The following is a 23,200-nucleotide window of genomic DNA, read 5'->3' as shown; positions in this document are numbered from 1 at the left end:
AATCGTTCCCATCCTATCCCCTTACTCCCTGCCCCCTGGGACCCGCAATTGCAGACCGCCTGCCGTGAATGCCGGACACGCGCCGGCCTTCGACGGCGGCCACGCGGTCAACCCGCCGCTGGTGCGCGCCAGCACCGTGCTCTTCGACAACGTCGCGCAGCAGCGCGAGATGCGCGCGCGCCGCGGCGGCGAGCGCCTCTTCACCTACGGCGCGCGCGGCACGCCCACGACCTTCGCGCTGGAGGACGCGGTGAGCGAGCTCGAAGGCGGCCACCGGACCCGGCTGTTCCCGACCGGCCTGGCCGCGATCGGCATGAGCCTGCTCGCCTACCTGAAGCCGGGCGACCACGTGCTGATGTCCGACAGCGTCTACCAGCCCACGCGGCATCTGGCGCGCAGTTTCCTCGCGCCCTACGGCATCCGCTGCACCTTCTTCAATGCCGACGGCAGCGATGCGGCGTCGCTCATGGAGCCGGCCACGCGGCTGGTCTATGCGGAGGCGCCGGGCTCGCTGGTCTACGAAATGTGCGACCTCCCGCGCCTGGCCGAGATGGCCCACGCACGCGGCGCCCTGCTCGCGGCCGACAACACCTGGGGCTCGGGCTGCCAGTACCGCCCGCTGGCGCTCGGCGCGGACATCTCGATCATGGCCGCCACCAAGTACCTGTCGGGGCACTCCGACGTGATGATGGGGACCGTCTGCACCACGCAGGCGGCGTGGCAGCCGCTGGCCGAGCGCAGCGACGCCTTCGGCATGACCGTGAGCCCCGACGATGCCTGGCTCGTGATGCGCGGCCTGCGCACGCTGTAGGCGCGCCTGCAGATGCACGAGCGGCACGCGCTGCGCATCGCCGGCTGGCTCGAGGCGAGGCCCGAGGTCGCCACCGTCTTCTGCCCCGCGCTGCCCGCGGATCCGGGCCATGCGCTCTGGCTGCGCGACTGCCGCGGCACCAACGGCCTGCTGTCCTTCGAGCTGCGGCGCGACTACGACGTGGCGGCGGCGGAGCGCCTGATCGACGGCCTGTCCCTGTTCGGCCTCGGCGCTTCGTGGGGCGGGTTCGAGAGCCTCGTCACGCTGGCCGACATGACGCATGCGCGCAGCGTGACGGACTGGCGCGAACGCGGCCCGGTGATCCGGCTGCACATCGGGCTGGAATCGCCGGACGACCTGGTGGACGACCTCGAGCGCGCCTTTGCAGCGCTCCAGCGCTGAGCCCACGGCAGGCATGACGACCGAAACGCCGCGCTTCCTGCCCCATAGCGCTCACTGGGGCGTTTTCTCCGCGGCCTGGGACGGACATGCGCTGGCCGTGAAGCCGGATCCGGACGACCCGGACCCGAACCCGCTGATCGACAACTTCCCCGATGCCTTGCGCCACAGAGTGCGCGTCACCACGCCCATGGTGCGCAAGGGCTGGCTGGAGCGGGGACCGGGCCCCGACCCGATGCGCGGCCGAGACGGCTACGTCGCCATGCCCTGGAACGAGGTGCTGGACCTGCTCGCGAAGGAACTGCAGCGCGTGAAGGATGAGCATGGCCCCGGCGCCGTGTTCGGCGGCTCCTACGGCTGGTCGAGCGCGGGGCGCTTCCATCATGCGCAGAGCCAGGTGCATCGCTTCCTCAACACCGTGTTGGGCGGCTATGTGCGCTCGGTCAACAACTACAGTGCCGGCGCCTCCGGGCCCATGCTCCCGCACGTCATCGGCCCCCTGGAAGAAGTGGCACGACGCAACGTGACCTGGGAGCAGATCGTCGAGCACACCGACGTCGTGCTGGCCTTCGGCGGCATGGCCCTGAAGAACTCGCGCGTGGCCTCCGGCGGCATCAGCCGGCACATCGAGCGCAACGCCATGCGCGACGCTGCGGTGCGCGGCTGCCGCTTCGTCTCCATCAGCCCGCTCAGGAGCGACCTGCCCGACGAGGCGCGCTTCGAATGGCTGCCTGCCGTGCCCAACACCGATACCGCGCTGATGCTGGCCCTGGTGCATCAGCTGGTCAGCGACGGCACGCACGACCGCGCCTTCATCGCCCGCTGCTGCGACGGCTGGGAGCGCTTCGAGGACTACCTCATGGGTCGCAGCGACGGCGTGGCCAAGAGTTGCGCATGGGCCGCCCCGATCTGCGGCCTGCCGGCGCAGCAGTTGAGCGAGCTCGCCCGCTCGCTGGTCGGCAAGCGCACGCTGGTGGTGGTCTCGCATTCGCTGCAGCGCGCCGAGCATGGCGAGCAGCCGGTATGGATGGGCGCCGTGCTCGCCGCGGCACTGGGCCAGCTGGGCCTGCCCGGCGGCGGCTACAACTACGCGCTCGGCACGGTGGCCCACTACGGCAAGCGCAACAATGCGGTGCCGGCCGCGGCGCTGCCGCAGGGCACCAACGGGGTGAAGGCGTTCATCCCCGTCGCGCGCATCAGCGACATGCTGCTCAACCCCGGCCAGCCCTTCGACTACAACGGCCAAAGCTTCAGCTACCCCCACATCCGCCTGGCCTACTGGGCCGGAGGAAACCCGTTCCACCATCACCAGAACCTGGCGCGGCTGGCCGAGGCCTTCCGCAGGCTCGATACCTTCGTCGTGCACGAGATCGCCTGGACCGCCACCGCCCGGCACGCCGACATCGTGCTGCCCTGCACGATGACGCTGGAGCGCGAGGACATCGGCGCGACGCCGACCGACCCGATGATGGTGGCCATGCACCGCATCGCCGAACCGCACGCAGAGAGCCGCGACGACTACGACATCTTCTGCGACCTGGCCGGGCGCCTGGGCGGGCTCGAGGCCTTCAGCGAAGGCCGCACGACGCGCGAATGGCTGGCGCACCTGTATGAACGCACCCGCGCCGCGCTCGAAGCCATGGACCTGGAGGCCCCCACCTTCGAAGCCTTCTGGCAGCGCGGAAAGCTCATGCTGCCGCAGCGCGACGACGACGGCGGCATCCTGCGCGCCTTTCGAAACGACCCGGTGGGCGCACCGCTGCCCACGCCCAGCGGCAAGGTCCAGGTCAGCTCGCACACGGTCGAGGCCTTCGGCTACGCCGACTGCCGCGGTCACCCGGCGTGGCTGCCGCCCAGGTTTGCCCCCACCGCCGAGCACCCGCTCTGGCTGGTCGCCAACCAGCCGCACGCCAAGCTGCACAGCCAGCTCGACTTCGGCGCGCACAGCCAGGCCAGCAAGCGCCAAGGCCGCGAGGTCTGCACCCTGCACCCGTCTGCGGCCGCGGCGCGCGGCATCCGGCAGGGCGACATCGTGCGGCTCTTCAACGAGATCGGTGCCTGCCTGGCCAGCGCCCACCTGTGCGCCGACATGCGCGAGGACGTGGTGCAGTTGCCTACCGGCGCCTGGTACGACCCGGCGCTGGACGACCAGGGCCGCCCGATGTGCGCACACGGCAATCCCAACGTGCTGACGCGCGACATCGGCACGTCATTGCTCGCACAGGGCTGCGCGGGGCAGCTCAGCACGGTGCAGATCGAGCGCTACGACGGCACGCTGCCGCCGATCCGCGCCTTCGAGCCGCCGGGAAGGGGCATGCCAGGCAGGTGACACGCGCCATCGCGATGATGATCGGTGCCATGGGCTGCTTCGTGCTCAACGACGCGCTGGTCAAGCACGTCAGCCAGTCCATGCCCTCGGCGCAGCTCATCTTCCTGCGCGGGCTGATGGCCTCGGCGCTGGTGCTGCTGGTCGCGCACCGCCTGGGCGCACTGCGCCAGGTCGGGGCGGTGCTGCATCCGCGCGTGGCGCTGCGTGGCGCGGTCGATGCCTGCGCGACCGTGATGTACCTGTTGTCGCTGTTCCGCCTGCCGATCGCCAACGCCACCGCCATCAACCTCGCCGCGCCGCTCTTCATGACCGTGTTCGCGGTGCTCTTCATGGGCGAGCGCGCCGGCATGGCGCGCTGGTCCGCCGTGGTGCTGGGCTTCGCGGGTGTTCTCTGTGTCGTGCAGCCCAGCGGGGAAGGCTTCAACGCATGGTCCCTGCTGTGCCTGCTCGGCACGCTGTTCCATGCCGCGCGCGACCTGATGACGCGACGCATCGATCCGGCCATCCCGTCGATCATCATCACCCTGGCCACGGCATTGGCCGTCACCTTGCTGGCCGGCGGCCTGACCCTGCTGAGCGGCTGGCAGGCGTTTGCGCCGGTCGACCTGGCCTTGCTGGGCATCGCGGCGGCCTTCCTGGCCTCCGGCTATTTCCTGCTGGTGCAATGCATGCGCACCGGCGAGGCGTCGCTCACGGCCCCCTTCCGCTACACCGCGGTTCTCTTCGCCATGCTGCTGGGCTACGCCGTGTGGAACGAGGTCCCCAGCGGGTGGGCCTGGCTGGGAATCGCGCTGCTCGTCGGATCGGGCCTCTACATGCTGCACAGCGAGCGGGGCCGGACCCGCGCGGCTGCGCTGGATGCTCAGCCGGAATGATGGGCGAGCGCGAGCCTGTTGGGCAGACTCCTGGACGTACCCCGATCAGGCCGGAGGAAGCAAGGTGTCCGTGCAGCTCGTGGTGAGCGTGTCGAGCGTCAACGCGAGTTTGAAGATCAGGCGGTCGCTGTAGTTCTTGTTGGGGTGCACGAAGTCGAGCAAGTCCCAGGCGCCGAAGAACGGCACCTGTCCCCAGTCGGCAAAGGTCGTGTTCGTGTTCGTGGCGATCGCTTGAAGGATGGCGTCGTAAAAGTCCCGGAGTTGGACTTGAAATGAGTTGAGTTCTCCGCCCCTGGACTGACGGGAAAAGCCGGTCAGCACCGGAATGCGTCCCTCGTCCCGCACCTTCTGGATGATGGCGTAGTACTCGCCGATCACCGTGTTGATGTTCCTCCCTTGCCACGCATCGATGACACCGTTCTCGATGATCACGTAGTGCGCGCTGCGGGCGAGGCCGGGAAAGACAGGCGCCAGGACGCCGAGACTCATGCCCCCGACCGAATGATCGGCAACCACCAGCAGGTTCGGCCTGAAGAGCTGCAGCGTCGTGGCGGGGCTGACCGCGCTCCCGTTGGAGGCCATGATCGAGTCGCCATAAATCTCGACCGTGCACAGGGATGCATCGGCGGACTTTCTCGAGGTCGCAGCATCTTGCCCCTTGGAGGAACCGGCGTCAGGCTTTGCCGTGTCCTGACCGACAGTGGCGAATGCGCCATTGCCTCCGCCCCCGTCGCCTCCGCCTCCACAACCGGCAAGGAATGCTGTCAGCAACACGGCGGCGAGAACAGGAATCATGGATTCATCTCCTCTGCACGACAGCGTCGAGATGGTTTGCCGGACGCATGCAGTCTAGTCGCCCGCTTCCGCTTTGCAAGCACGCCGGCGCGATCCCTTGGCCTACTCGAACTCGATCTCGGCCACCAGCGGCGAACCAGGATCCTTGCTGATCGCGTTCGCGAGTGCAGCGCCGTGACGAAACCAATAGCGGCAACCCGTGCGGGCGAGCATCGTCACGCACATCAAACCATCGGCTCGAACGATCCAGGTCCCGGAAGCGTTGCCCGGGCCTCGCTTGTTGGCAAACTCGACGCTGCCGTTCGGCAGAAAAACCCAGTGCGACACCATGCCGGTCGACAGGTTCCTCGACTCGAGGCCCTTGCCGACGAGAACGCGCTCGATGTCGGCCTTGCTGAGATAGATGCGCTCTTCCGCAGCCGTCACCGGACCGGTCGGCGGGAAGAGTCCCATCCAGCTGAAAAGCATCGAGACGAAGACTCGTGCGTGCATGGTTCACTCCAACCCATCGCGCGCCCAACCGGCGCCGCTGTGGCGCAGCCCGGCTCATCGCGCCAGGAAGTTCCGTTGCAACACCCACCGGGCCACGTTGGTTCCGAGCTCTGCGCCGCGAAGCGTCGAATTTCGAAAATGCATGCCACCGTAGACGCGGGCGTCGCAGACTTCGTCCACCATGGCCTGCGTTGTCTTGAAACTGCGCGTGGTGCCGGTCACCGTGCTGTCGAGGGTGAATTCGACCTGGTCGGTGCGGTAGTAGGTCTTGAGCGTTTCGGCCATCGCCGCCGTGATGCAGCCGTGGGCCGCCGGGTATTCCGGGTGATTGGGGGTCGGCACCACGGGCGTCCATGTGGCGTCGGCCGGCGTGGCCGCGTTGCCGTCCGTTTCGGCCAGCGGGATGGCGCTTTGCGGACGCCAGAATTCATAGCGGTACTTCGACTCGAAGCAGGCGATGCCTGCATCGGCCTCGACCGTGAACAGCATGGCCATCAACCGCGCCTGATCGACCAGGCTGGCGTCGCTCATCGCGAACCGGCGCAAGTTGCGCTGCCAATAGCGTGGCGGGGCTTCCGTGTAGAACCTCGCGATCTCGAGTTGGGCGTCGGTGCGTGAGCTGCCGACGGCGCCGCCCAGCAAGCGCGATTCATTGAAATCGATGGCGTAGGCCTCGCTGTCGAGCGCAGGCGGCGAAGGCGTGCGGAACTGCGAGGCACTGGTCATTGCAAACGGCTTGATGAACTGCGCGTTGCGGTTGATCGGGTTCACGCCCCGAAAGCGCCCCGGTTCCGTGCCGGGCACATAGGGTGCCAGCGCCACCGAGCGACCGTCGTCGCCACGCAATGCAAGCATCGCGCTCGCCGCTCCAGTGCCCACTGCGATGCCCTCGGCCCTGGCCGCGTCGTCAGGGATCGACGCCAGGAAGCTGTCGTAGGGAGCTTGATACCGGGCCGATCGATTCGGGAACATTCCCTTCAAGACGCCATGGGCCGCCGCGCCGATCGCTGCCTGCTGGGACGCATCTGCGTTGGAAGCGGTTTGCGTCAGGCCCCCGTACGGCTGGTATTGCCCGGTGATTGCGGCGAGCGCGTTGTAGATGGCCAGATGAACGACGGCGAGGTCCACTGCATCGGACGGCCGTTGTTCCGCCGGTGACCCGTGGCAGCAGCGGGGAGGAGTTGACGGTGATAACTCGCCACCTCGTTCCAGTAAGGTCACCGCGTTGGGTCCCGTGACCTTGACGCCGACAGGGTGGCACGGCGAGGCTCCCACCGCCGAATGAGCCACCACCGCCCCACCTCCACCGCCGCAAGCCGGGACCATGGCCAGGATGGCGGCCAGCGCCTCAACCAGCCCGCCGTCAAGTGCTTGTTCATGGACACGCTTCCCTTCGTCATCAGGGTGCTGCTGGTCGGACCGCGCGAACTGAGCGGGCGCGCCGAGTCACCATAGGCGCGACGGGCGAAATCATCACGATCGAACCCCGATGAACAGACGATCAATCTCCGAGGATGCGACGTGTCGAAGCCTTTCACGTCGTCGCAAACGGGAGGAGAATGCCCTGGCGGATCGCCGCCCCGAGATGCCGGGCGCCTGCGGCTGCGTGAAGGGCGGGTCCATGAACGACGGGCAATCGACCATCCATGAGCGAGTCCCGACCGCGCCCACACCATCGCGCGCTCGAGTCGGGATTCCGGCGGTCGTTCAGTTCGTCGACTTCGAGTTCGATTTCGAGCGCGACCAACTGCGACGGAACGGCTCGCCGATACCGCTCAGCCCCAAGCCGAGCGCGCTGCTGCGCTATTTCCTGGCAAATCCCCAACGCCTCATCAGCCGGGCCGAATTAATGGAGAGCCTGTGGGCGGACGTCGTGGTAACGGACGACTCGCTCGTGCAGTGCGTCGGCGACCTGCGAAGCCGGCTGAGCGATCAAGGCGCGAAGTTGATCACCACGTTGCCGCGCCGCGGTTACATGTTCGAGGCGGACGTTCGGCCTGTCGGTCCGAGCGAGCCTGGCCCTCCCGCGCCAACGACAGGCACGCCGGTGGCGGCGGCCACTGTGCCGGCCGCATCACCCACGCGTCATGGCAAGCGCGGCCTTGCGGCGGCCGTCGCGCTGGCGGCGCTCGTGATCGCCGGCGGCACCATCTATGTCGGATCGGCGTCGCCGCCGCTTCGCATCGACGAGGAGATCGCAAGACGCCATTCCATTGTCCTGATCCCGTTCCAGGACATCGGCACCATGCCCGCACCTGCGAATGTTCGGAACGGACTCGTGGATGAGATTGCAGCCCAGCTTTCAGAACGGCAGAGCGCGATTGTCATGCGCTCGACATCGGCCGCCGGCGCGCGGTACGCGATGAGCGGTCGAATCGCCGCACACGGGGGTGGCGTCGCGATCGACACGCAGGTCAAGACGATTCCCGAAGGGAACATCGTCTGGTCGGAACACTTCGAGTATCCCGATGCGAATGACCCGGGGCTGAACGTCGACGTCGCGCTTCGTGCCGTCAGCAGCCTCAGGCTGCGTCAGTCGGAGATGCACAAGACGAAAGTGAGTCGGCCCGGTTACCAGTTCGACCCCGCGGACCTCGCGCTGTCAGGATGGGCCGACATCGAGCGGCGCCAGTCCATGGAAGACGTGAAGAGAGCCAGGGCGCGTTTCGAGGCCGCCTTGCGCGCCGACCCGGATTCCGTGGTCGCACTGACCGGCCTGGGTGCAGCGCTCATGTCCGAGCGCTTTGGCCATTCCGGCGAGGCTCCGCTTGAAGATCTTGCCGCTTCCGAGCGCGTTGCCGCACGCGCTCTGGCCATCGCACCGAACGACACCGTTGCGCTCATCAATTGGGCCAATGTGCTGCTGTTTCGCGGCCAGCCGGACGTGGCGCTGCCTGTCTACGAGAAGGCGATGCTGCGCTCGCCTTCCAACCCGAACGCGCGCCTGAGGTATGCGACGGCACTGCAACTCAACGGCCGTGCCGCGGAGATGCAGCCCCATATCGACAGCGCCATGCGGATTGGCTACCGGGACTCGCGGATCATGGCCTCTGCCTACTTCGTGGCGTCGAACGCAGCCTTCACGCTCGAAGACGACGACAAAGCCTACGCGCTGGCACGACGATCCTTGGCGGAAAGGCCGAACTTCGGACTCTCCCATGCCTCGCTGGCGTCGATCGATGCGCTGCACGGCCGCCAGGCGGATGCTGAACGGAACATGGCGGAGCACCGCAAGCTGATGCCGCACAACACGATCGAGCGGTACGTCATCAACAATCCTGCCGGTGCCGACGGCTACCTGGCCAGCCGCAACAGGTTCGTCGCAGGCCTGCGCGCGGCAGGCCTGCCGGAGCGATAGCGTCTCCTTCACGGCAGGCTCCCCACCCGGATGCGCGTGCCGTTGTTGAGCGTGTCCGGATCGTCCAGCCGCACCGGGTCCACATAGCCGTCCATCAGCGAGCGCCGGTACTGCGGATTGAGGTTGAAGAGCTGCGCGAGCGCCTCGTCGTAGCCCATGCGGTCGCGCTCGCCCTTGGCTTCGGCCATGCGGCTGAAGCTGGAGCGCTCGCGCACTTGGCCGTCGACGATCCAGTACTCGGGGCGCGGCGGCTGCTGCGGATCGGGCTGCTGCGGATCGGCCTGCTGCGTCGGCGGGTCCTGCGGCTGCGAAGGAGTCGCGCTCGGAGTCGGAGTCGGACTCGAACTCGCCGGCCCGCTCGTCTGCCGCACCCCCGGCGTGATCCCCGCAGCCACCGCCTTGTCCTTCTCGTGCACCGACCACTCCTCCGCCAGCACGCGCCCGCCGACCGCGACGCCCAGCAGCACCAGCGGTGGCCAGCCGCGGCGGATCCAGCCGTCGGAGATCTTCGTCGGCGTGACTTTGGCCTCGCCCAGCGGCGCGTTCACGTAGTTGGTCCAGCGCGTGTTGTAGACCCGCGGGCCCATCTTGCGGTTGGAGGCGTACTCGTCGAGATAGTCCTTCTGCGTGCCGCGGAAGATGCCCACGTCCGACAGCACCTTGAGGATCTGGGGCGCGGCCAGGTCCCACTGCCCGGCCTTGGCGTAGATCAAGCCCTGCATCCCGTCCGCGATGGTCAGCGCGATGGTGCCGCTGGAGTCGCCCCACGACGAATACTGCGGCAGCCGCTGCACGAAGGAAGGCTTGACCATCGGCTTGCCGTCGGCGTCCACGCCCGCGTGCTTGACCGCATTCGGATTGCCCAGGCCCTTGAGGAAGCGCACGAACCACGAATTCTTGTCGGTGGCCTTGTAGACCGGCACCGGCTTGCCGTTCTTGCCCAGCGGGACCGCGGTCGGGTCGGGCGTGGTGCCCGCGGCCGGCGGGGTCTCGCCGCGCTCCTTGATGTCCAGGCCGCTGCGGGCCTTCCCGATGGTTGCGTAGCGCCCGGCCACGGTGGCGCCCAGGCCGGTGGCGTTGCCGATGGCGTAGTGCAGGCTGCCCTCGTTGCCGATCCACTGCCGCGCGCCGTCGAGGCTGGTGATGTTCCAGGTCCACTGCTGCGCGGCGCCGTCGAAGAAGGGGTTGAGGTACAGGCGCGTGCCGGCCGAATGGCTGAGGCCGAAGCTCAGCACCCGCGCGCCGAACAGTGCGCGGCCCAGCGGCGAATTCGGCGAGGTCAGCGTGCCCGGGCTGCCATCGAGCACATCCTTCGAGCGCTGGTCGGCGGGGTTCGCGCGCAGCGTCTCCGCCGCCATCGCCACGCTCTGGCGGTCGGCCTTGGGAATGCCGCGCACCGCGCCGCGCGCGCCGGTGGTGTGGCGCTGCACCGTGTCGAGGGGGATGCCCTCCAGCGTCTTCAGTGCCGCGTTGACGTCGCCCTGGCGCGTGCTCAGTGTGTCGACGGCTTCGCGGTAGCGCGCGCGATCGGCGCCGGGCACATTGCGCAGCACGCGCCCGCGCAGCGCGCCTGCGTACTGCGTGCCGCGCCCCACCTCGGGTGCGGTGGCCAGCAGCGCCCTGTCGTCGACCGTGGCGTTGCCGGCCTCGAGCCGCGAGAGCGCCTGCGCGTACTGCGTGCGCAAGGCCGGCGGCACGCGGTTGACCCAGCCGCGCTTGCCGATCAGCGGCCGGGCTGCGCGTTCGGCCGCGCCACGCTCCAGCGTCGCCAGCGCGGCGGCATCGGCCGGATCGCGTGCCAGCGTCTGCAGCGCCTGGCGGTAGTCGGCCCGGCCCTGGATGCCGCGGCGCGCCGCATGCCAGCTGACGAGCTGGGTCTTGAGCTGGAACAGCGCGGCCTGCTGCTTTTCCGGGTCGGCGATGTTCGCGATCTGCGCGAAGGCGTTGTCGTCCTTGGGATTCAGGTGCTTCTGCAGCCGGATCTTGGCGGTCTGGCGCGCGCCCGCGACGCCGCCGCGGTAGAGGAAGGCGTCGAAGGCATAGCGCAGGAACACGCTGCGCGCGCCGATGTAGCTGCCGAGCCCGGCGCCGGCCATGCTCCAGCCCATCGAGCCGCCGCCCCAGCGCACGGTGGCGTAGAAGGCCGCGCCGGTGCCCACGATGTAGGCGGTCGACTTGGCGAAGAGCTTGGCCTTGTCTCTGCCGCTGTAGACCTTGTCGTTGGCCGACATCGCGCTGTGCGGATCGACGAACTGCTCGCCCGGCTTCGGCGCATGCGCGGCATTGCGGTTGGCGATGCTGATGGGGTTGACCGAGCCGTCGGGCTGCACGGCGACGATGCCGTCGACCTGGTCGTTGCGGAAGCTGCCGCTGGCCACCACTTCGGCCATCGCGGTCTTCGGGCCGATCAGGCGCACCACGCCGGCCTGCGTGTCGCCGCTCGCCTGCGCATGGGCCGCGGCCGCCGCGCGGGCCGTCTCGAAGCTCGAGTAGACATGCTGCCGGTCGAGCAGCGCGAAGCTCGCATCGGGCGCACCCTGATTGAGGCCGTTGGCATCCTTCGCGAGCACATAGCGGCCACCCACGAAGTCCGGCGCGCCGATGAAGTTCGGCGCCTGGCCGCGCGCCCATTGCACGAAGCGGCGGCGCAGCGGGATGTCGCGTGCCGCATGGCCGTCGGGCGAGCCGGCCGAGGCGAGGTACTGGGTCTGCTCGATGTCGGCCGGCGTGGGCAAGGCCGTGCTGGTTTCCAGCTCCGCCATCGTGGCGGGGCCGGCGTAGGCCGGCCGCTTGTCGGTGAAGCTCGGGGTGCCTTCGAGCAGGAGGTCGATGTCGGGGCCGTTGTAGGCCAGACCGGTCGACTGGCCCGACTGGTGTTGGGGCGTGCCGTGGCTCGCTGCGGCGACGGGCGCTGGCGCAGGGGTAGGCACAACAGGCGGCTTGGCTGCAACGGGCGCCGGCGCAGCAGCTGGCGTGGCCCGTGCAGCCGCGGCTGGCTGCCACGCGGACGCGCGCGGATTCGCTACCGCGTTCGGCTGCAGCTTGCCCGCGGCATTGACCTCCACCGCACCCATGATCTCGTCGGGCGCGGCACGGCCCCGCCTGAAGAGCGCGCCGGGACCATCGCGCGGCGCAACGCGATGCACCCAGGCGCCCCCCATGTCGGCGGCCGCGGCGCTGGCCTCGGCGAAGCTGGCATAGCTGTTGTTGCGTTTGGCCTTCACGCCGGCGCCGCCGGCAATGGTGTCGTCCGGGCTCAGCTTCGACACGGTGAAGCGTTCCGTCGAACCCGCGGGCGGCTCCTGCGTGAGGCGCGCCAGCGCCTCGGGGCCGGAGGCCGGCGCGCCGGATGCCGGGGTCGATGCAGGCGGCTGCGCCGCCGGCACGGGCGGGCGGGCCGCCCCCGAGCCGGCGCCCGCACCCGGCACCGGTCCGGGCGTCGACTTCGCCGGCGGTACCGGCGGCTGTCCCTGCCCGTGGCTGCCGCCTCCCCCCGGGTTTTGCGCCGAGGCCTGTGGGTTGAGCTGCCGCACGACCGCGATGCGGTGCGGCGAGCGCGTGAAGGGTGCGTTCGCGACGTCGCCCTCCCCGCCTGCGGCCAGCGCCAGCTGCTGCTGTTGCGGCTCACGCGCCGCGTTGCGTGCCGATCCCGCGGCAGCGCCCGGCGCGCCAGGCTCCGGTCCATCGCCGGAGGGACGGCGCAGCACCAGCGGGATCACCGGGGCCAGATCGGCATCGGGCGACACCTCGGCGGTCACGAGCGGAGGCCCGTCCGGATGCAGCGGCGTGACGTTGTCCGGCACAGGCTCAGGGGCCGCGACCGGCGTGGCCGGTGCTTCGCGGAAGGGCAGCAGCGCGGCATCGTTGCCGCCGCCCGCCTGCGCTTCGTCGAAGGCGTCGGCGCCGCTGCCGCGCCGGCTGTCCAGTGCCACCACGTTGGAAGGCTCCGCCTCCGGCGCGTTCGTCGTGCGGCCCGCCGTCGGGAAGCCGGCCTGCGTGGCCTCGTGCACCTGCGGCTTGATTGCGTTGTGCACGCGCAGGTAGCCCTTGGCGAATACCGGCGAGGCGAAGCCGCTGGCATTCATCGCCAGCATCGCGAACTGGCTGCTGCGCTCGCCGGGCGCGAGCTGGTCCCAGTTGTCGTGCAGGTAGCGCGCGCCCTCCTCGAAGGCATAGGCGCTGCCTGCGTCGAGCGGCCCCACCTTCTTCAGCAGGCCTACCGGCAGCTTCGCGAAGGGGCGCGCCATCGCCGAAGCCGGCTGGCCCCAGGCCTGCGCGCTTTGCGTGTAGCGCTCGAAGTCGGCGAAATGCTTGCCGGCCAGCGCCGCGTTGCCGCCCTCCTTGCCCGCTTCCTTGAGCGCGGCCTGCAGCGCATTGCGCGCACGCATGGCCTGCATCGTCGCGCGGGTGGAGGCGCCGACCACCGGCACGGCCGCGACCGACAGGCCCAGGTTCAGCCAGTCCAGCCGCGCCTGCGTGCTGGTGAAGGGATTGATGTCCTGCCCATGGCTGCCCTGCTTGTAGAGGCTCTGGGCCGAGGTCACGGCGCCGTAGCCGGCCGCCAGCAGCGTGAGCGAGCCGGCGGCCAGCATGACGCCGGGCGCCGACAGCGTGCCGAAGGAGCCGACCGTGAGCACCACGCCCGCCACCAGGCCCACGCCGCCCACCACCCAGTCGATGTGCGAGGTGCGCCTGAAGGTCTCCCAGCCGGTCTCGGTGCGCGCGTCGCCGGTGTAGAGCTCGACGTTGCCGCGGTCGTCGAGCGTGAAGTTGCCGTCGCTCGGCATCGCCAGCTTCACGCCTTCCACCGGCAGGCTGTTGTTGGCGCGGTAGTCGTCCAGGCTGTCGTAGGTCCAGGCCTGCTCGTCGACGAACTCCATCTCCTTGCCGCGCGGATCGTCCTTGTTCTCGACCTTGAAGACGGCGGTCTTGACGACGCCGCCCTTCTCCGTGGCGTACACCACCGGCAGCACCGTCACCTTCGCATGCGCGCCGCCGTCCTTGATGATCTGGTCGACGATCTTGTCGCGCATCTCCTTCTGCTCCTTGCCCAGGCCGCCGTAGAGGTCCTGGGTGCGGCGCAGCCGCTCGTTGGTGGCGGGCGCGTCGGGGTCGAGCTCGGTGGTGGGCTGCCAGCCCAGCGCGTTGGCCACCGTGTTGGCCAGCTGGGTGCGGTTCTCCATCTCCGTGGGATCGCCGCCGTACTGCACGAAGTGGCTGTTGATGATGGACTGCGCCATGCGCGCCGGGTCCTTGTCGAAGAGCTTGTAGAGCGCGCGCGGGTCGTCGTGCTGCTCGGGGCTCAGGTTCTCGGCGATGTACTGGTACTCGCGCGCCGCGGCCTCCTGGTTGGCGCCGGCAGCCAGCATGCGGTCGGCGAAGCTGCTCTTCGTCTTGGCGGCCTCCAGCGCCTTCGCGGTGTCGCTGCCGCTGTCCGACAGGCCTGGATGCGTACTCTTCCAGTCGTCGTGCGACTTCTGCGCCGCGTCGAGCTCGCGCGCGGCCACCTGCTTGTAGTGCTGGTTGCGGGTGGTGTACCAGTCGTTGCGCGCGGTCTCGGCCTTGGCATGCATCTCGTCGGCGTACTCACGCGGCGGCTTGGCGTAGCTCGCGTTGGGGCGGCCGGCGCGCTCGTTGGCCTCGTAGAGCTGGCGCGTGCGGTTGGCTTCCTGCCACAGCATCACGGCATCCACCGCCTTCTGCTCGGCCAGTGCGATGTCGCGCTCGGCCTTGGCGTCGTCACGCGCCTGGGTCAGCTGGGTCTTGTCGCCGGTGCCGCCATCGAGCGCGCGCTGGGCATCGGCCAGCTTGCCGTTGGCGTCGACCACCTTCTGGTCGACCGCCTTCTTGCGCGGGCCCAGGTCGTCGGTGAAGTTCAGCGTGGGCACCGGCTTGCCGTCGGGTCCGACCAGGGGCGGCGCGTCCTTCGCCGGCGGTGCGTCGGCGGCCATCTGCTTGCGCTCGGCGAGCACCTGGTCGCGCGCCTCCTGCGCTGCGATCAAGCGGCCGCCGCCCACGCTCTTGTCGGTATTGGTGGCGTTCCAGAGCTCGGCGGTCGCCGGGTTCATCTTGTACGTGCCCTTCTGGACCACGTAGTTGGTGAACATGTCGCTCTGCCGGCCGAGCACCTCGGAGTTCTTCTTGAAGGTGACGGTGTAGCCGCCGCCGCAGGGGTTGTAGCGGACCTCCACGTCCTCCGGCGAGATGCCCCTGGGCAGGCCGTCGGCCTTCACCCCGCCGTCCTTGCCCGGCACGATGTTCCAGGTCGGGTCGTAGTTGTCGGGGTAGATGTCGGTGGTGACCGTGTCGCCGTAGTTGCCGTTGTTGCGCGTCTCGTTGAACGCGCTGAGCTGCGGCTTCGCGAAGGACGCGGTCGCATACGCATAGGGCGCGCCCAGGCTGGCCTGCTTCGCATGCTCGAGCTCGAGCCGGGTCTCGTAGTCGCGCACGTCCAGGTCGAGCCGGTCGTACTTGTTCTGCGCCGTGTCGCGCTCGGCCTGGGTGGCCTTGCTGTCGGGCGCAGTGAGCCGCGTGACCTCGTCCTCCTGGTCCTTCAGCGCCTTGCGTGCTGCCGGCAGCTTGTTGTCGGTGATGTCCGCCTCTTCCTCGGCGGTGAGCGCAGGCTTGGCCTCGTCGGCCCCGCGCTGGGCGTTGCGCGCCTTGGTCTTCAGGTCCGCCAAGTGCTTGGGGTCGACCGCCTTGCCGGCCGCCTGGTCGTACTGCGCCTGGCGCCAGTCCTGCATGGCCTTGAGCGCATCGGCATCCTTCTGCGCATCGGTCTGGTTCTGCAGGGCCACGCCCATCTGCTCGGCCGTGGCCGACGGCGCCCACACGCCCTGCACGCCGGGCGGCGGCGTGGGCTTGCCGAGATTCGCCTGCGTGGTCGCCACCGTGTTGTTGGCATCGTTCAGGCGGCTGTTGATTCCGTCGGCGTCGCCGGTGAAGCGCGCCGGGTCGATCGTCGGCCCCTGCCCCTGGCTGCCGATCAGGTCGTTCTGTACTTCCTGCAGCGTGCTGGCCGCGGTGTCGGCCTTGGCGTTGGCGGCATCGGCCTTCTGCTGCGCCTCCCACAGCCGGGCCGTGACCGGGTTCATCTCGGTCTTGCTCTCCTCGCCGTTGATGTCGAAGACGTAGTACCACTTGCCGTCGATCTCCTTGACCTGCTTGGCCATCTCGCTGCCGGGCGTGACCTCGAAGGTCCAGTCGTAGCCCTCGGGCAGCTCGGTGGTCTCGTAGTCGTCCTGCAGGAAGCCGCCGTGGTGCTTGACCTTGTAGGGCTGGGGCTGCTTCTCCTTCTCGGCTTCGTAGGCGGCCTTTGCATCGCGCAGCTCGGCCGCGCTGTCGCTGCGCTCCAGCTCCGCCTTGGCGTCGTCGAGCGCCGCATGCATGATGTCGCGCGCATCGATGGCCAGGTCCAGCGCGTCCTGCGCTGCGGCCAGCTTCTTCGGGTCGTTGCCGGCCTTGGCGAGCTCGTAGGCCTTCGAAGCCTCGCTCACCTCGAGGTCGGCCACCTGCGCGTTGTAGTCGGCGTTCACCGAGCCGACGAAACTCTGCGTCTTGTTCGGGTCCTTCGGGTCGGGCGCGGTGCCGCCGTAAGTGCGCACCAAGCCGCCCTGCCGGTCGTTGGCCTCGTTGGAGAGCTTGCGCAGGCGCGTGGCCTCGTCCTTGGCGTTCTGCTTGGCGGTGATGATGGTGTCGTTGCTGCCGGCCCCCTTGCCGAAACTCTTGGAATAGGCCTCGGCCTTGTCGGCGGCGGCATCGGCGTCCTTCGCGGCCTGGCGGCCGTCGGCCACCTGCTTCTCGCCGTCCTTCTGCACGGTGTACTGCTCGCTGCGCAGCTGCCGCATCGCGGGGCTCTCGGCCTTGACGGCGTCCTTCGCCTGGTCGAGGTACTTGTCGATGCTGGAGGGATCGATCTCCTTGCCCTTCTCCACTGCATCGCGCAGCTTGGCGGCCTGGGCCGCGATCGCCTTGTTCGGGTCCTCGCCCTGCGCCTGGGCCTGCACGGCCGCCTCGCGCATGTCCTGCGCGGCAGCGGCCTGCCATTCGTCCACCGCTCCGTTGAGCTTGGCCAGGTCCTCCGCCTTGGGATCCTCGCCGCGGGCCTGGGCGTCGAACACCGGCTTGGCGGCCTTCTCGGCCTTGTCGAGCAGGGCCTGGGTCTGCGGGTCGGCAGGCCGTTCGGCGGCGGGCGCGGCACCGGCCGGCGCGTCGTAGAGGGCCACGGTCTTCTTCGCGGCATCGACCTCGCTCTGCGCCGCGCGCGTGCCTTCGGAGGGATCGTTCTGCGGCCGGCGCTGGCGCACGTCGTCCAGCTTGGAGTCGGCCAGGGTCTTCTCCTTGTCGCGCAGGCTGGCCGTGGCCTCCTTCTTGAGCGCGTCGGTCTCGTCCTTGTCGGACTGGGTGCGCAGCTTCTCCGCGTCGGCCTGGTCGATCTTGTCCTTGCTCTTGGCCGCCTTGGCCTCGGCCGCCTCCGCCGCCTTGCGCGCCTCGTCGGCCTTCTTGCGCGCCTCTTCCGCGAGGCGCCGCGCTTCCTCGGCGCGGCGCTTGGCCTCCTCGGCCGCGCGGCGCGCCGCCTCCTCCGCGCGCCGTCGCGCTTCCTCGGCGGCACGCAATGCGGCCGCGTTGTCGATCGCGGCCTGGCCTGAGAGTTGGGAGGAACCGGCGGGTGCAACCATGGTGGTGTCTTGGTGTTGTTCAGTTTTTTGAAGGAAGGGGCCTGGCGGCAGGGGTGCGGAGGCAGGCGGTGCCGTGGATAGGCCCGGTGCCCTCACCCCAGCCCTCTCCCAGAGGGAGAGGGAGCAAGACCGCCTGCGCGCGGGTGAGGGCAACCGGACCTCCGAGGTGCACGCAACCCCCGCACACCCCCAAGCCCGGCATGCGGTGCGGGTCGGGCGATCCCCTCTGCGGTGCCGAGGAGCGCAGCCTTTCGCGGATCAGGGCTCGCGACTGTCTGAGCGAAGCGAGTTTGAGCGAGACCCCGCGAAAGGCGAGCACCGCAGGGAAGCCCCGAAGGGGCCGCCGCAGTGGGGTCGACCGGCCCGCACCGCTTGCCGGGCGTGCATCCAACGACGGACCCCATCGGCTGCTACAGGCCACTTACTCAACCCCTTGCGCCCAACGCAGCAGCTTGGCCACGGGCGCAAACAAGGAACGCGGAATGGCCTGGTCCACCGGCACCTCCGCATAGAGCCGTTCGGCCAGCTGCGGCTCGAACTCCATCGGCACCAGCCCCTCCCCCGCATGCCGCCGGATCTGCGCCGCGACATCGCCCTCGCCGCGCGCAATCACCCGCGGCAGGTCCTTCTCGCCCAGATACTGCAGCGCCACCGCGGTGCGCGCCGAATGGATCACCGCCGAGGCCATGCGCACCCGGTCGCCCAGGCTCGCATACACCGCCTCGAAATGGGCCGAGCGGCGCCGCGACTGGTTGAGCGGGTCGCCCTCGACCTCCTTGTATTCCTGGCGCAGCTCCTCGATGGACATGCGCTGCTGCTTCATGAACTCGTAGTGCTCGTGCGCGTAGTCCACCATCGCCATCAGCGCGTAGATCACCACCGCCCAGCCGAAGGCCACCAGCACCATGTGGGCCGCGGCGCGCATGATGGTGCCGGGGAAGGCATAGCCCAGCTTCAGCGCGCTGTCGACGAAGCCGCGCACCACGATGTACATCAGCGCCGCGAGCAGGATCGTCTTCACGCTCATTTTCAGCAGGTTGATGAGGTTGCGCGTCGAGAAGATGCGCTTGGCGCCCTCGGCCGGGTTCATGCGGTTGACGTCGGGCTTGATCCGCTCCCACGCCGCCACCCCGCCCACCTGGAACAACGAGCCTGCGATGCCCGCCACCGCGGCGATGCCCATGATGGGCAGCGTGCCCCACAGCAGCGCCTCGCCCGTGTGCAGCAGCAGCTCGGCGAAGCGGTCGTCGGGCCGCGTCAGCAGCGCGGCGCTGGTGGCATGCAGCCACAGCTCGCGCAGGAGGCTGTAGAGCGTCTCGCCGCCCAGCCAGACCGACACCAGCACCACCGCGAACACGGTGGTGGAGGCGACATCGGCGCTGAACACCACCTCGCCCCGCTTGCGCGCATCGCGCAGGCGCTTGGGGGTGGGCTTCTGGTCCTTCTCGGCCATCGTTGGCTACAGCGTTGCCCTCAAGAAGTCGAGCACCCCGTTCTCCGGCCGCAGGAATTCCTGCAGCGACTCGTACACGAAGAAGACGAAGAGCAGCATCATCAGATGCGCCAGCAGGCTCTTGAGCGGCTGCGAGAACACGAAGACGTTGAGCTGCGGCGCCACGCGGCTGATCAGGCCCATGCCCAGCTCGACCAGCAGCAGCACGAAGATCACCGGCGAGGCGAGCTTCACGATCCACAGGAACAGCGTGTCGCCCTGCCGGATCGCGAACTGCTCCAGCACCGCGCCCACGTTGGGGAAGAAGGAGCCCACCGGCCACAGCCGGTACGAGTCGACGATCACCCCCAGCATCGCCAGCAGCCCGCCGGCCGCGACGAAGAGCGTGATCACCAGCCAGCCCAGGAACTCGCCCGTGGGCCCGTTCTCGTGGCCGGCCACCGGGTCGAAGAAGGAGGCGTTGGCCGAGCCGGTCTGGAAGTCAATCAGGTCGCCCACGCTCTGGATCGCCCAGATGAAGATGCCGAAGCCCAGGCCCAGCAGCAGGCCGATCAGCGCCTCCTTGCCGGCGATCAGCACCCAGGTGCCGATGCCCACCTCGGGCATGGCGCCGGCGGCGGGCGACATGAAGATCGCGAGCATCAGCAAGAGGCCGTTGCGCACGATCCCGGTCATCATCCCGCCCGACAGGAAGGGGACGACCGCGAAGATCGCGAACAGCCGCGGCAGCGTCAGCACCACGGACGAGAAGAACTTCTCGATGTTGGCGAGCTCGAGGGCGCTTTCCATGGCTACACGGTTCTTCGCGCGGCCCAGGCCTGTGAGGCCGCTTCTTCGGCGGCCTCATCCTGGCGCGTCTCCTGCAGGGCCAGACGCTCGGCGCGGGCGCGCTGCTGCATCTGCTGCGCTTTCTCGAGCTCGCCGCTGGCGTCGCGCAGCGCCTGGCGGCTGCGGGCCAGCACCTCTTCGCGCTGCGCATGGAACTCACCCGCCTGCACCGCCTGCTCGTGGGCCTGCGCGATCTGCGCATCGAGCGCGCCGCTCCAGGCGCCGGCATGGCGCAGCTGCGCGACATTGCATTGCCCGCCGGCCAGCGCGCCGACCGTGGCCTGCCAGTGCGCGGCCTTGCTCCGAACCTGCTGCTCGCGCCAGGCCTCGGCCTGCAGAAGCTGCGCATGGCTCTGCTCGGCCGCCTCGCGGTCGCGCGCGACCACCCCCAGGGCGGCGGTCTTCTGGCGCTCGCGCACGTCGATCAGCAGCTTCAAGTCGATGCTGTTGGCGTTGCTGCTGCTCATGATCAGGCCTCCTCCTGGAAGCGCTGCAACGCGGCCAGGCAGGCCTCGTAGTCCTGGCGCGCGTCGGGCGGCTGCGCAAGAAAATTCAGCATCGCGGGCCGGGCCCGGATGGCCGCGTCCGCCAGCGCATCGCTGCCCGCCTTGTACTCGCCGATCTGCACCAGCAGCTCCATCTCCTGGTACTTGGCCAGCAGCCCGCGGAAATGCGCCGCGGCCTCGCGGTGCGCGCGCGATGTCACCAGCGGCATCACGCGGCTGATGCTGGCCAGCACGTCGATGGCCGGGTAACGGTTGGCCGCGGCCAGCTTGCGCGAGAGCACGATGTGGCCGTCGAGGATGGAGCGCACCTCCTCGGCGATCGGGTCGTTCTCCTCGTCGCCTTCGGTCAGCACCGAGTAGACGGCGGTGATCGAGCCCGTGCGGCCCTGCCCCGCGCGCTCCAGCAGCTGCGGCAGCATCGAGAAGATCGAGGGCGGGTAGCTGCGCCGCGTCGGCGGCTCGCCGCTGGCCAGGCCGATCTCGCGCTGCGCGCGCGCAAAGCGCGTGAGCGAATCCACCAGCAGCAGCACCTTCTTGCCCTGGTCGCGGAAATGCTCGGCGATGGTGGTGGCCACATAGGCCGACTTGATGCGCTCCATCGGCGGCCGGTCGGAGGTGGAGACCACCATCACCGTCTTCGCCAGGCCCTCGGGGCCCAGGCTGTGGGCGATGAACTCCTGCACTTCGCGCCCGCGCTCGCCGATCAGCGCGATCACGTTGACCTCGGCGCTGGAGCCGCGCGCCAGCATGCCGAGCAAGGTGCTCTTGCCCACGCCGGGCGGCGAGAACACGCCGATGCGCTGGCCTTCGCCCAGCGTCAGCAGCGCATCGACGGCGCGGATGCCGGTGGGCAGCGGCGCCTCGATCATGCGGCGCTCCAGCGGGCTCACGGGCTCGCGGTGCACCGGCAGCTGGGCGCGCGTGGCAAGCGGGCCGCGCCCGTCGATGGGCTGGCCCAGTGCGTCGAGCACCCGGCCCAGCAGCGCATCGCCCACCGGGCAGGCATGGCCGCGGCCGGTGGGCAGCACCTCGGTCAGCGCCGAAATGCCGGTGATGGGGCCGAGCGGCGTGAGGATGGCGGTGTTGCCGCGAAAGCCCACCACCTCGGCCAGCAGCGGCGGCTCGCCCGGCGTGACCAGCTCGCACAGCTCGCCCACGTGGGCCTGGATGCCGGAGGCGTCGATCAGCATGCCCACCGCCTTGCTCACGCGCCCGCGCATCGCCACCGGCGTGATGCGGCCGAAGGCCTGTTCGAGGTCGGCGACGATGTCCAGGGCGCTGGCGGCTGGGCCCTGGGTCATTGGAGAACAACCTTCGCCTTCAGCTGCGGTGCGAGCGCCTTCGGGCGGCCGGGCGGCGCTCATGGCGCGGCTCCTGCCGCCGGCAGCAGCCCGCCGCGCTCCACCGCGCGACGGAAGGCCTCCAACTGGGCCTCGACGCCGATCTCCAGCACGCCCGAGGCGGTCTGCACCACGCAGGCGCCGGGCTGCAACGAAGGGTCGGGCGCGAGGCTCAGGCTCATGGTCCATTGCGCCTCGTGGCGCAGCCGGGCCAGCACCTCGCGCAGGGTCGCCTCCTGCGCCGGCGCGACGCGCACGGTGACGAAAGGCTCGCTGCGGATGAGCGTGTCGACGCGCAGCAGCGCGGCCTCGAAGAGCGCGGCCGGATCGGCACCGGCGATGAACTGCCCCACCGCCTTGACCACGATCTGCGCCATCGACGTGCGCAGCGCCTGCATCTGGCGCTCCGCCGCCAGGGCCTCGGACACCAGCTGCGTCGCGTACTCGGCCTTGGCCTGCTGCAGGCCCTGCTCGTAGCCCTGGCGGCGGCTGGCCTCCGCCTCCTGCTGCGCCTGCTGCGAGATGCGCCGCGCCTCGCGCCGCGCCGTCTCGACCACGGCCGAGGCATCGAGCAGGGCCGCGTACTCGTGTTCCTTGAGCACCTTGCGCTCGCTCAGGAGCTGCAGGTTCTCGGTGGTGATCAGAAAAGCCAGTCCCATTGCGGCAGTCTTTCGGGAACGATGCAGGAGAGCATCAGCTCGTGGAGTTGGCGGGCCTGGCGCGGCTCGAACTGCGGCAGCGCCAGGGAAGAGACGCGCCGCGGGAGCTTGTGCTGCAGGCGGCGCAGCACCGCCTCGCCCTCGGGCGCGAAGGCGCCCAGCAGCAGGCGGTGGCCACGCTCCAGCACGATGCGGCCGGCGGCGATGGGGCGCTGCTCCAGGGCCGAGTGGTTCATGCGCAGCTCGCTGAGCTGCGGCACGCGGTCGAGCACGAAGTCCACCGCGTCGGCATCGAAGCGGCAGGCCTGGCGGCGCAGTTGCCGGCCCGCGCCGGCGCGCAGCCGGAACAGCGGCAGGTGGGCGCAGAAGCCGAGGTAGGCGGCGAGCCGGCGCAGCGCCCGCGCATCGAGCAGCGCCAGGCGCTTGAGGCGCGAATCGAAGTTGTAGTCCGCCGAGGACGGCGGCGCCTGGTCGCGCCGCAGCAGATCGGCCAGCACGGCGCGGCCGCCCTCCCCCAGGCGCGCCGGCACGCGGTGCTGCGCCGGCCAGTGGGCGGGCAGCCAGCTGGGATGCAGATCGTGCTCGGGATGCAGGTTGAAGCGCATCACCAGGCGCACCAGGGTCCATCGGGCCGGGGGCGGCCTGGGTGGGCTGGGTGCGGTGGCGGACATTGCGTC

General features: G+C 69.7%; 14 protein-coding genes and 1 pseudogene. 5 read left to right on the top strand and 10 right to left on the bottom strand.

Going from position 1 to position 23,200, the window contains the following annotated elements:
* Positions 1 to 28: 28 nt before the first annotated feature.
* The 3 genes and pseudogenes from metC (at position 29) to GXN78_RS27185 (ending at position 4,414) form a co-directional block, all read left to right on the top strand.
* Positions 29 to 1,213, top strand: a pseudogene (gene metC / locus GXN78_RS27195) (cystathionine beta-lyase).
* A gap of 13 nt (positions 1,214 to 1,226) precedes the next feature.
* A complete protein-coding gene (locus GXN78_RS27190) occupies positions 1,227 to 3,539 on the top strand; it encodes a molybdopterin-dependent oxidoreductase (RefSeq protein ID WP_106554757.1) in 2,313 nt (770 codons plus the stop codon).
* Complete coding sequence (locus GXN78_RS27185; protein ID WP_106554758.1) at positions 3,536 to 4,414, top strand: DMT family transporter; 879 nt, start codon at positions 3,536 to 3,538, stop codon at positions 4,412 to 4,414. The genes GXN78_RS27190 and GXN78_RS27185 overlap by 4 nt, the downstream gene beginning before the upstream one ends.
* Before the next feature lie 45 nt (positions 4,415 to 4,459).
* Here GXN78_RS27185 and GXN78_RS27180 read toward each other — a convergent pair whose 3' ends face one another.
* From GXN78_RS27180 to GXN78_RS27170, 3 genes are all read right to left on the bottom strand, one after another.
* Entirely contained in the window at positions 4,460 to 5,209 is a 750-nt protein-coding gene (locus tag GXN78_RS27180; RefSeq protein ID WP_106554759.1) for an SGNH/GDSL hydrolase family protein, read from the bottom strand.
* A gap of 102 nt (positions 5,210 to 5,311) precedes the next feature.
* Positions 5,312 to 5,701 carry a hypothetical protein gene (locus GXN78_RS27175; RefSeq protein WP_106554760.1) on the bottom strand — a complete coding sequence of 130 codons (390 nt, stop codon included), beginning with the start codon at positions 5,699 to 5,701 and terminating at the stop codon, positions 5,312 to 5,314.
* A 54-nt stretch (positions 5,702 to 5,755) separates the two neighbouring features.
* Positions 5,756 to 6,994 (bottom strand): vanadium-dependent haloperoxidase, encoded by a 1,239-nt coding sequence (locus tag GXN78_RS27170; protein WP_164255794.1) that lies wholly within the window; start codon positions 6,992 to 6,994, stop codon positions 5,756 to 5,758.
* Here GXN78_RS27170 and GXN78_RS27165 point away from each other — a divergent pair.
* Both GXN78_RS27165 and GXN78_RS27160 read left to right on the top strand, forming a co-directional pair.
* Complete coding sequence (locus GXN78_RS27165) at positions 6,983 to 7,156, top strand: hypothetical protein (protein WP_164255792.1); 174 nt, start codon at positions 6,983 to 6,985, stop codon at positions 7,154 to 7,156. The two genes, GXN78_RS27170 and GXN78_RS27165, sit on opposite strands and share 12 nt — an antisense overlap.
* A 166-nt stretch (positions 7,157 to 7,322) precedes the next feature.
* Entirely contained in the window at positions 7,323 to 9,059 is a 1,737-nt protein-coding gene (locus GXN78_RS27160; RefSeq protein ID WP_164255790.1) for a winged helix-turn-helix domain-containing protein, read from the top strand.
* 8 nt (positions 9,060 to 9,067) lie between these two features.
* Here GXN78_RS27160 and GXN78_RS27155 read toward each other — a convergent pair whose 3' ends face one another.
* The 7 genes from GXN78_RS27155 to GXN78_RS27125 form a co-directional block, all read right to left on the bottom strand.
* Positions 9,068 to 17,737 (bottom strand): DUF4781 domain-containing protein, encoded by an 8,670-nt coding sequence (locus GXN78_RS27155; protein WP_106558164.1) that lies wholly within the window; start codon positions 17,735 to 17,737, stop codon positions 9,068 to 9,070.
* Positions 17,738 to 18,158: 421 nt separating this feature from the next.
* Positions 18,159 to 19,190: an EscU/YscU/HrcU family type III secretion system export apparatus switch protein gene (locus GXN78_RS27150; RefSeq protein ID WP_106558163.1), complete on the bottom strand. Its 1,032-nt coding sequence runs from the start codon at positions 19,188 to 19,190 to the stop codon at positions 18,159 to 18,161.
* A 6-nt stretch (positions 19,191 to 19,196) separates the two neighbouring features.
* Positions 19,197 to 19,979 carry a type III secretion system export apparatus subunit SctT gene (gene sctT, locus GXN78_RS27145; RefSeq protein WP_106558162.1) on the bottom strand — a complete coding sequence of 261 codons (783 nt, stop codon included), beginning with the start codon at positions 19,977 to 19,979 and terminating at the stop codon, positions 19,197 to 19,199.
* A gap of 2 nt (positions 19,980 to 19,981) precedes the next feature.
* On the bottom strand, positions 19,982 to 20,485 hold the full coding sequence (locus GXN78_RS27140) for a serine kinase (RefSeq protein WP_106558161.1): 504 nt from the start codon (positions 20,483 to 20,485) through the stop codon (positions 19,982 to 19,984).
* A 2-nt stretch (positions 20,486 to 20,487) separates the two neighbouring features.
* Positions 20,488 to 21,825 carry a FliI/YscN family ATPase gene (locus tag GXN78_RS27135; protein WP_106558160.1) on the bottom strand — a complete coding sequence of 446 codons (1,338 nt, stop codon included), beginning with the start codon at positions 21,823 to 21,825 and terminating at the stop codon, positions 20,488 to 20,490.
* 59 nt (positions 21,826 to 21,884) lie between these two features.
* Complete coding sequence (sctL, locus tag GXN78_RS27130) at positions 21,885 to 22,523, bottom strand: type III secretion system stator protein SctL (RefSeq protein WP_106558159.1); 639 nt, start codon at positions 22,521 to 22,523, stop codon at positions 21,885 to 21,887.
* The gene (locus tag GXN78_RS27125; RefSeq protein ID WP_164255788.1) at positions 22,505 to 23,194 is read right to left on the bottom strand and encodes a SctK family type III secretion system sorting platform protein; all 690 of its coding nucleotides are present in this window, start codon (positions 23,192 to 23,194) and stop codon (positions 22,505 to 22,507) included. The genes sctL and GXN78_RS27125 overlap by 19 nt, the downstream gene beginning before the upstream one ends.
* Between the last annotated feature and the right edge of the window lie 6 nt (positions 23,195 to 23,200).

Origin of the sequence: Variovorax sp. WS11 (assembly GCF_010499245.1) — a bacterium.
GTDB lineage: Bacteria > Pseudomonadota > Gammaproteobacteria > Burkholderiales > Burkholderiaceae_C > Variovorax.
The sequence above is the reverse complement of the archived record's forward strand: the minus strand, read 5'-3'. Positions and strand labels throughout refer to the sequence as shown.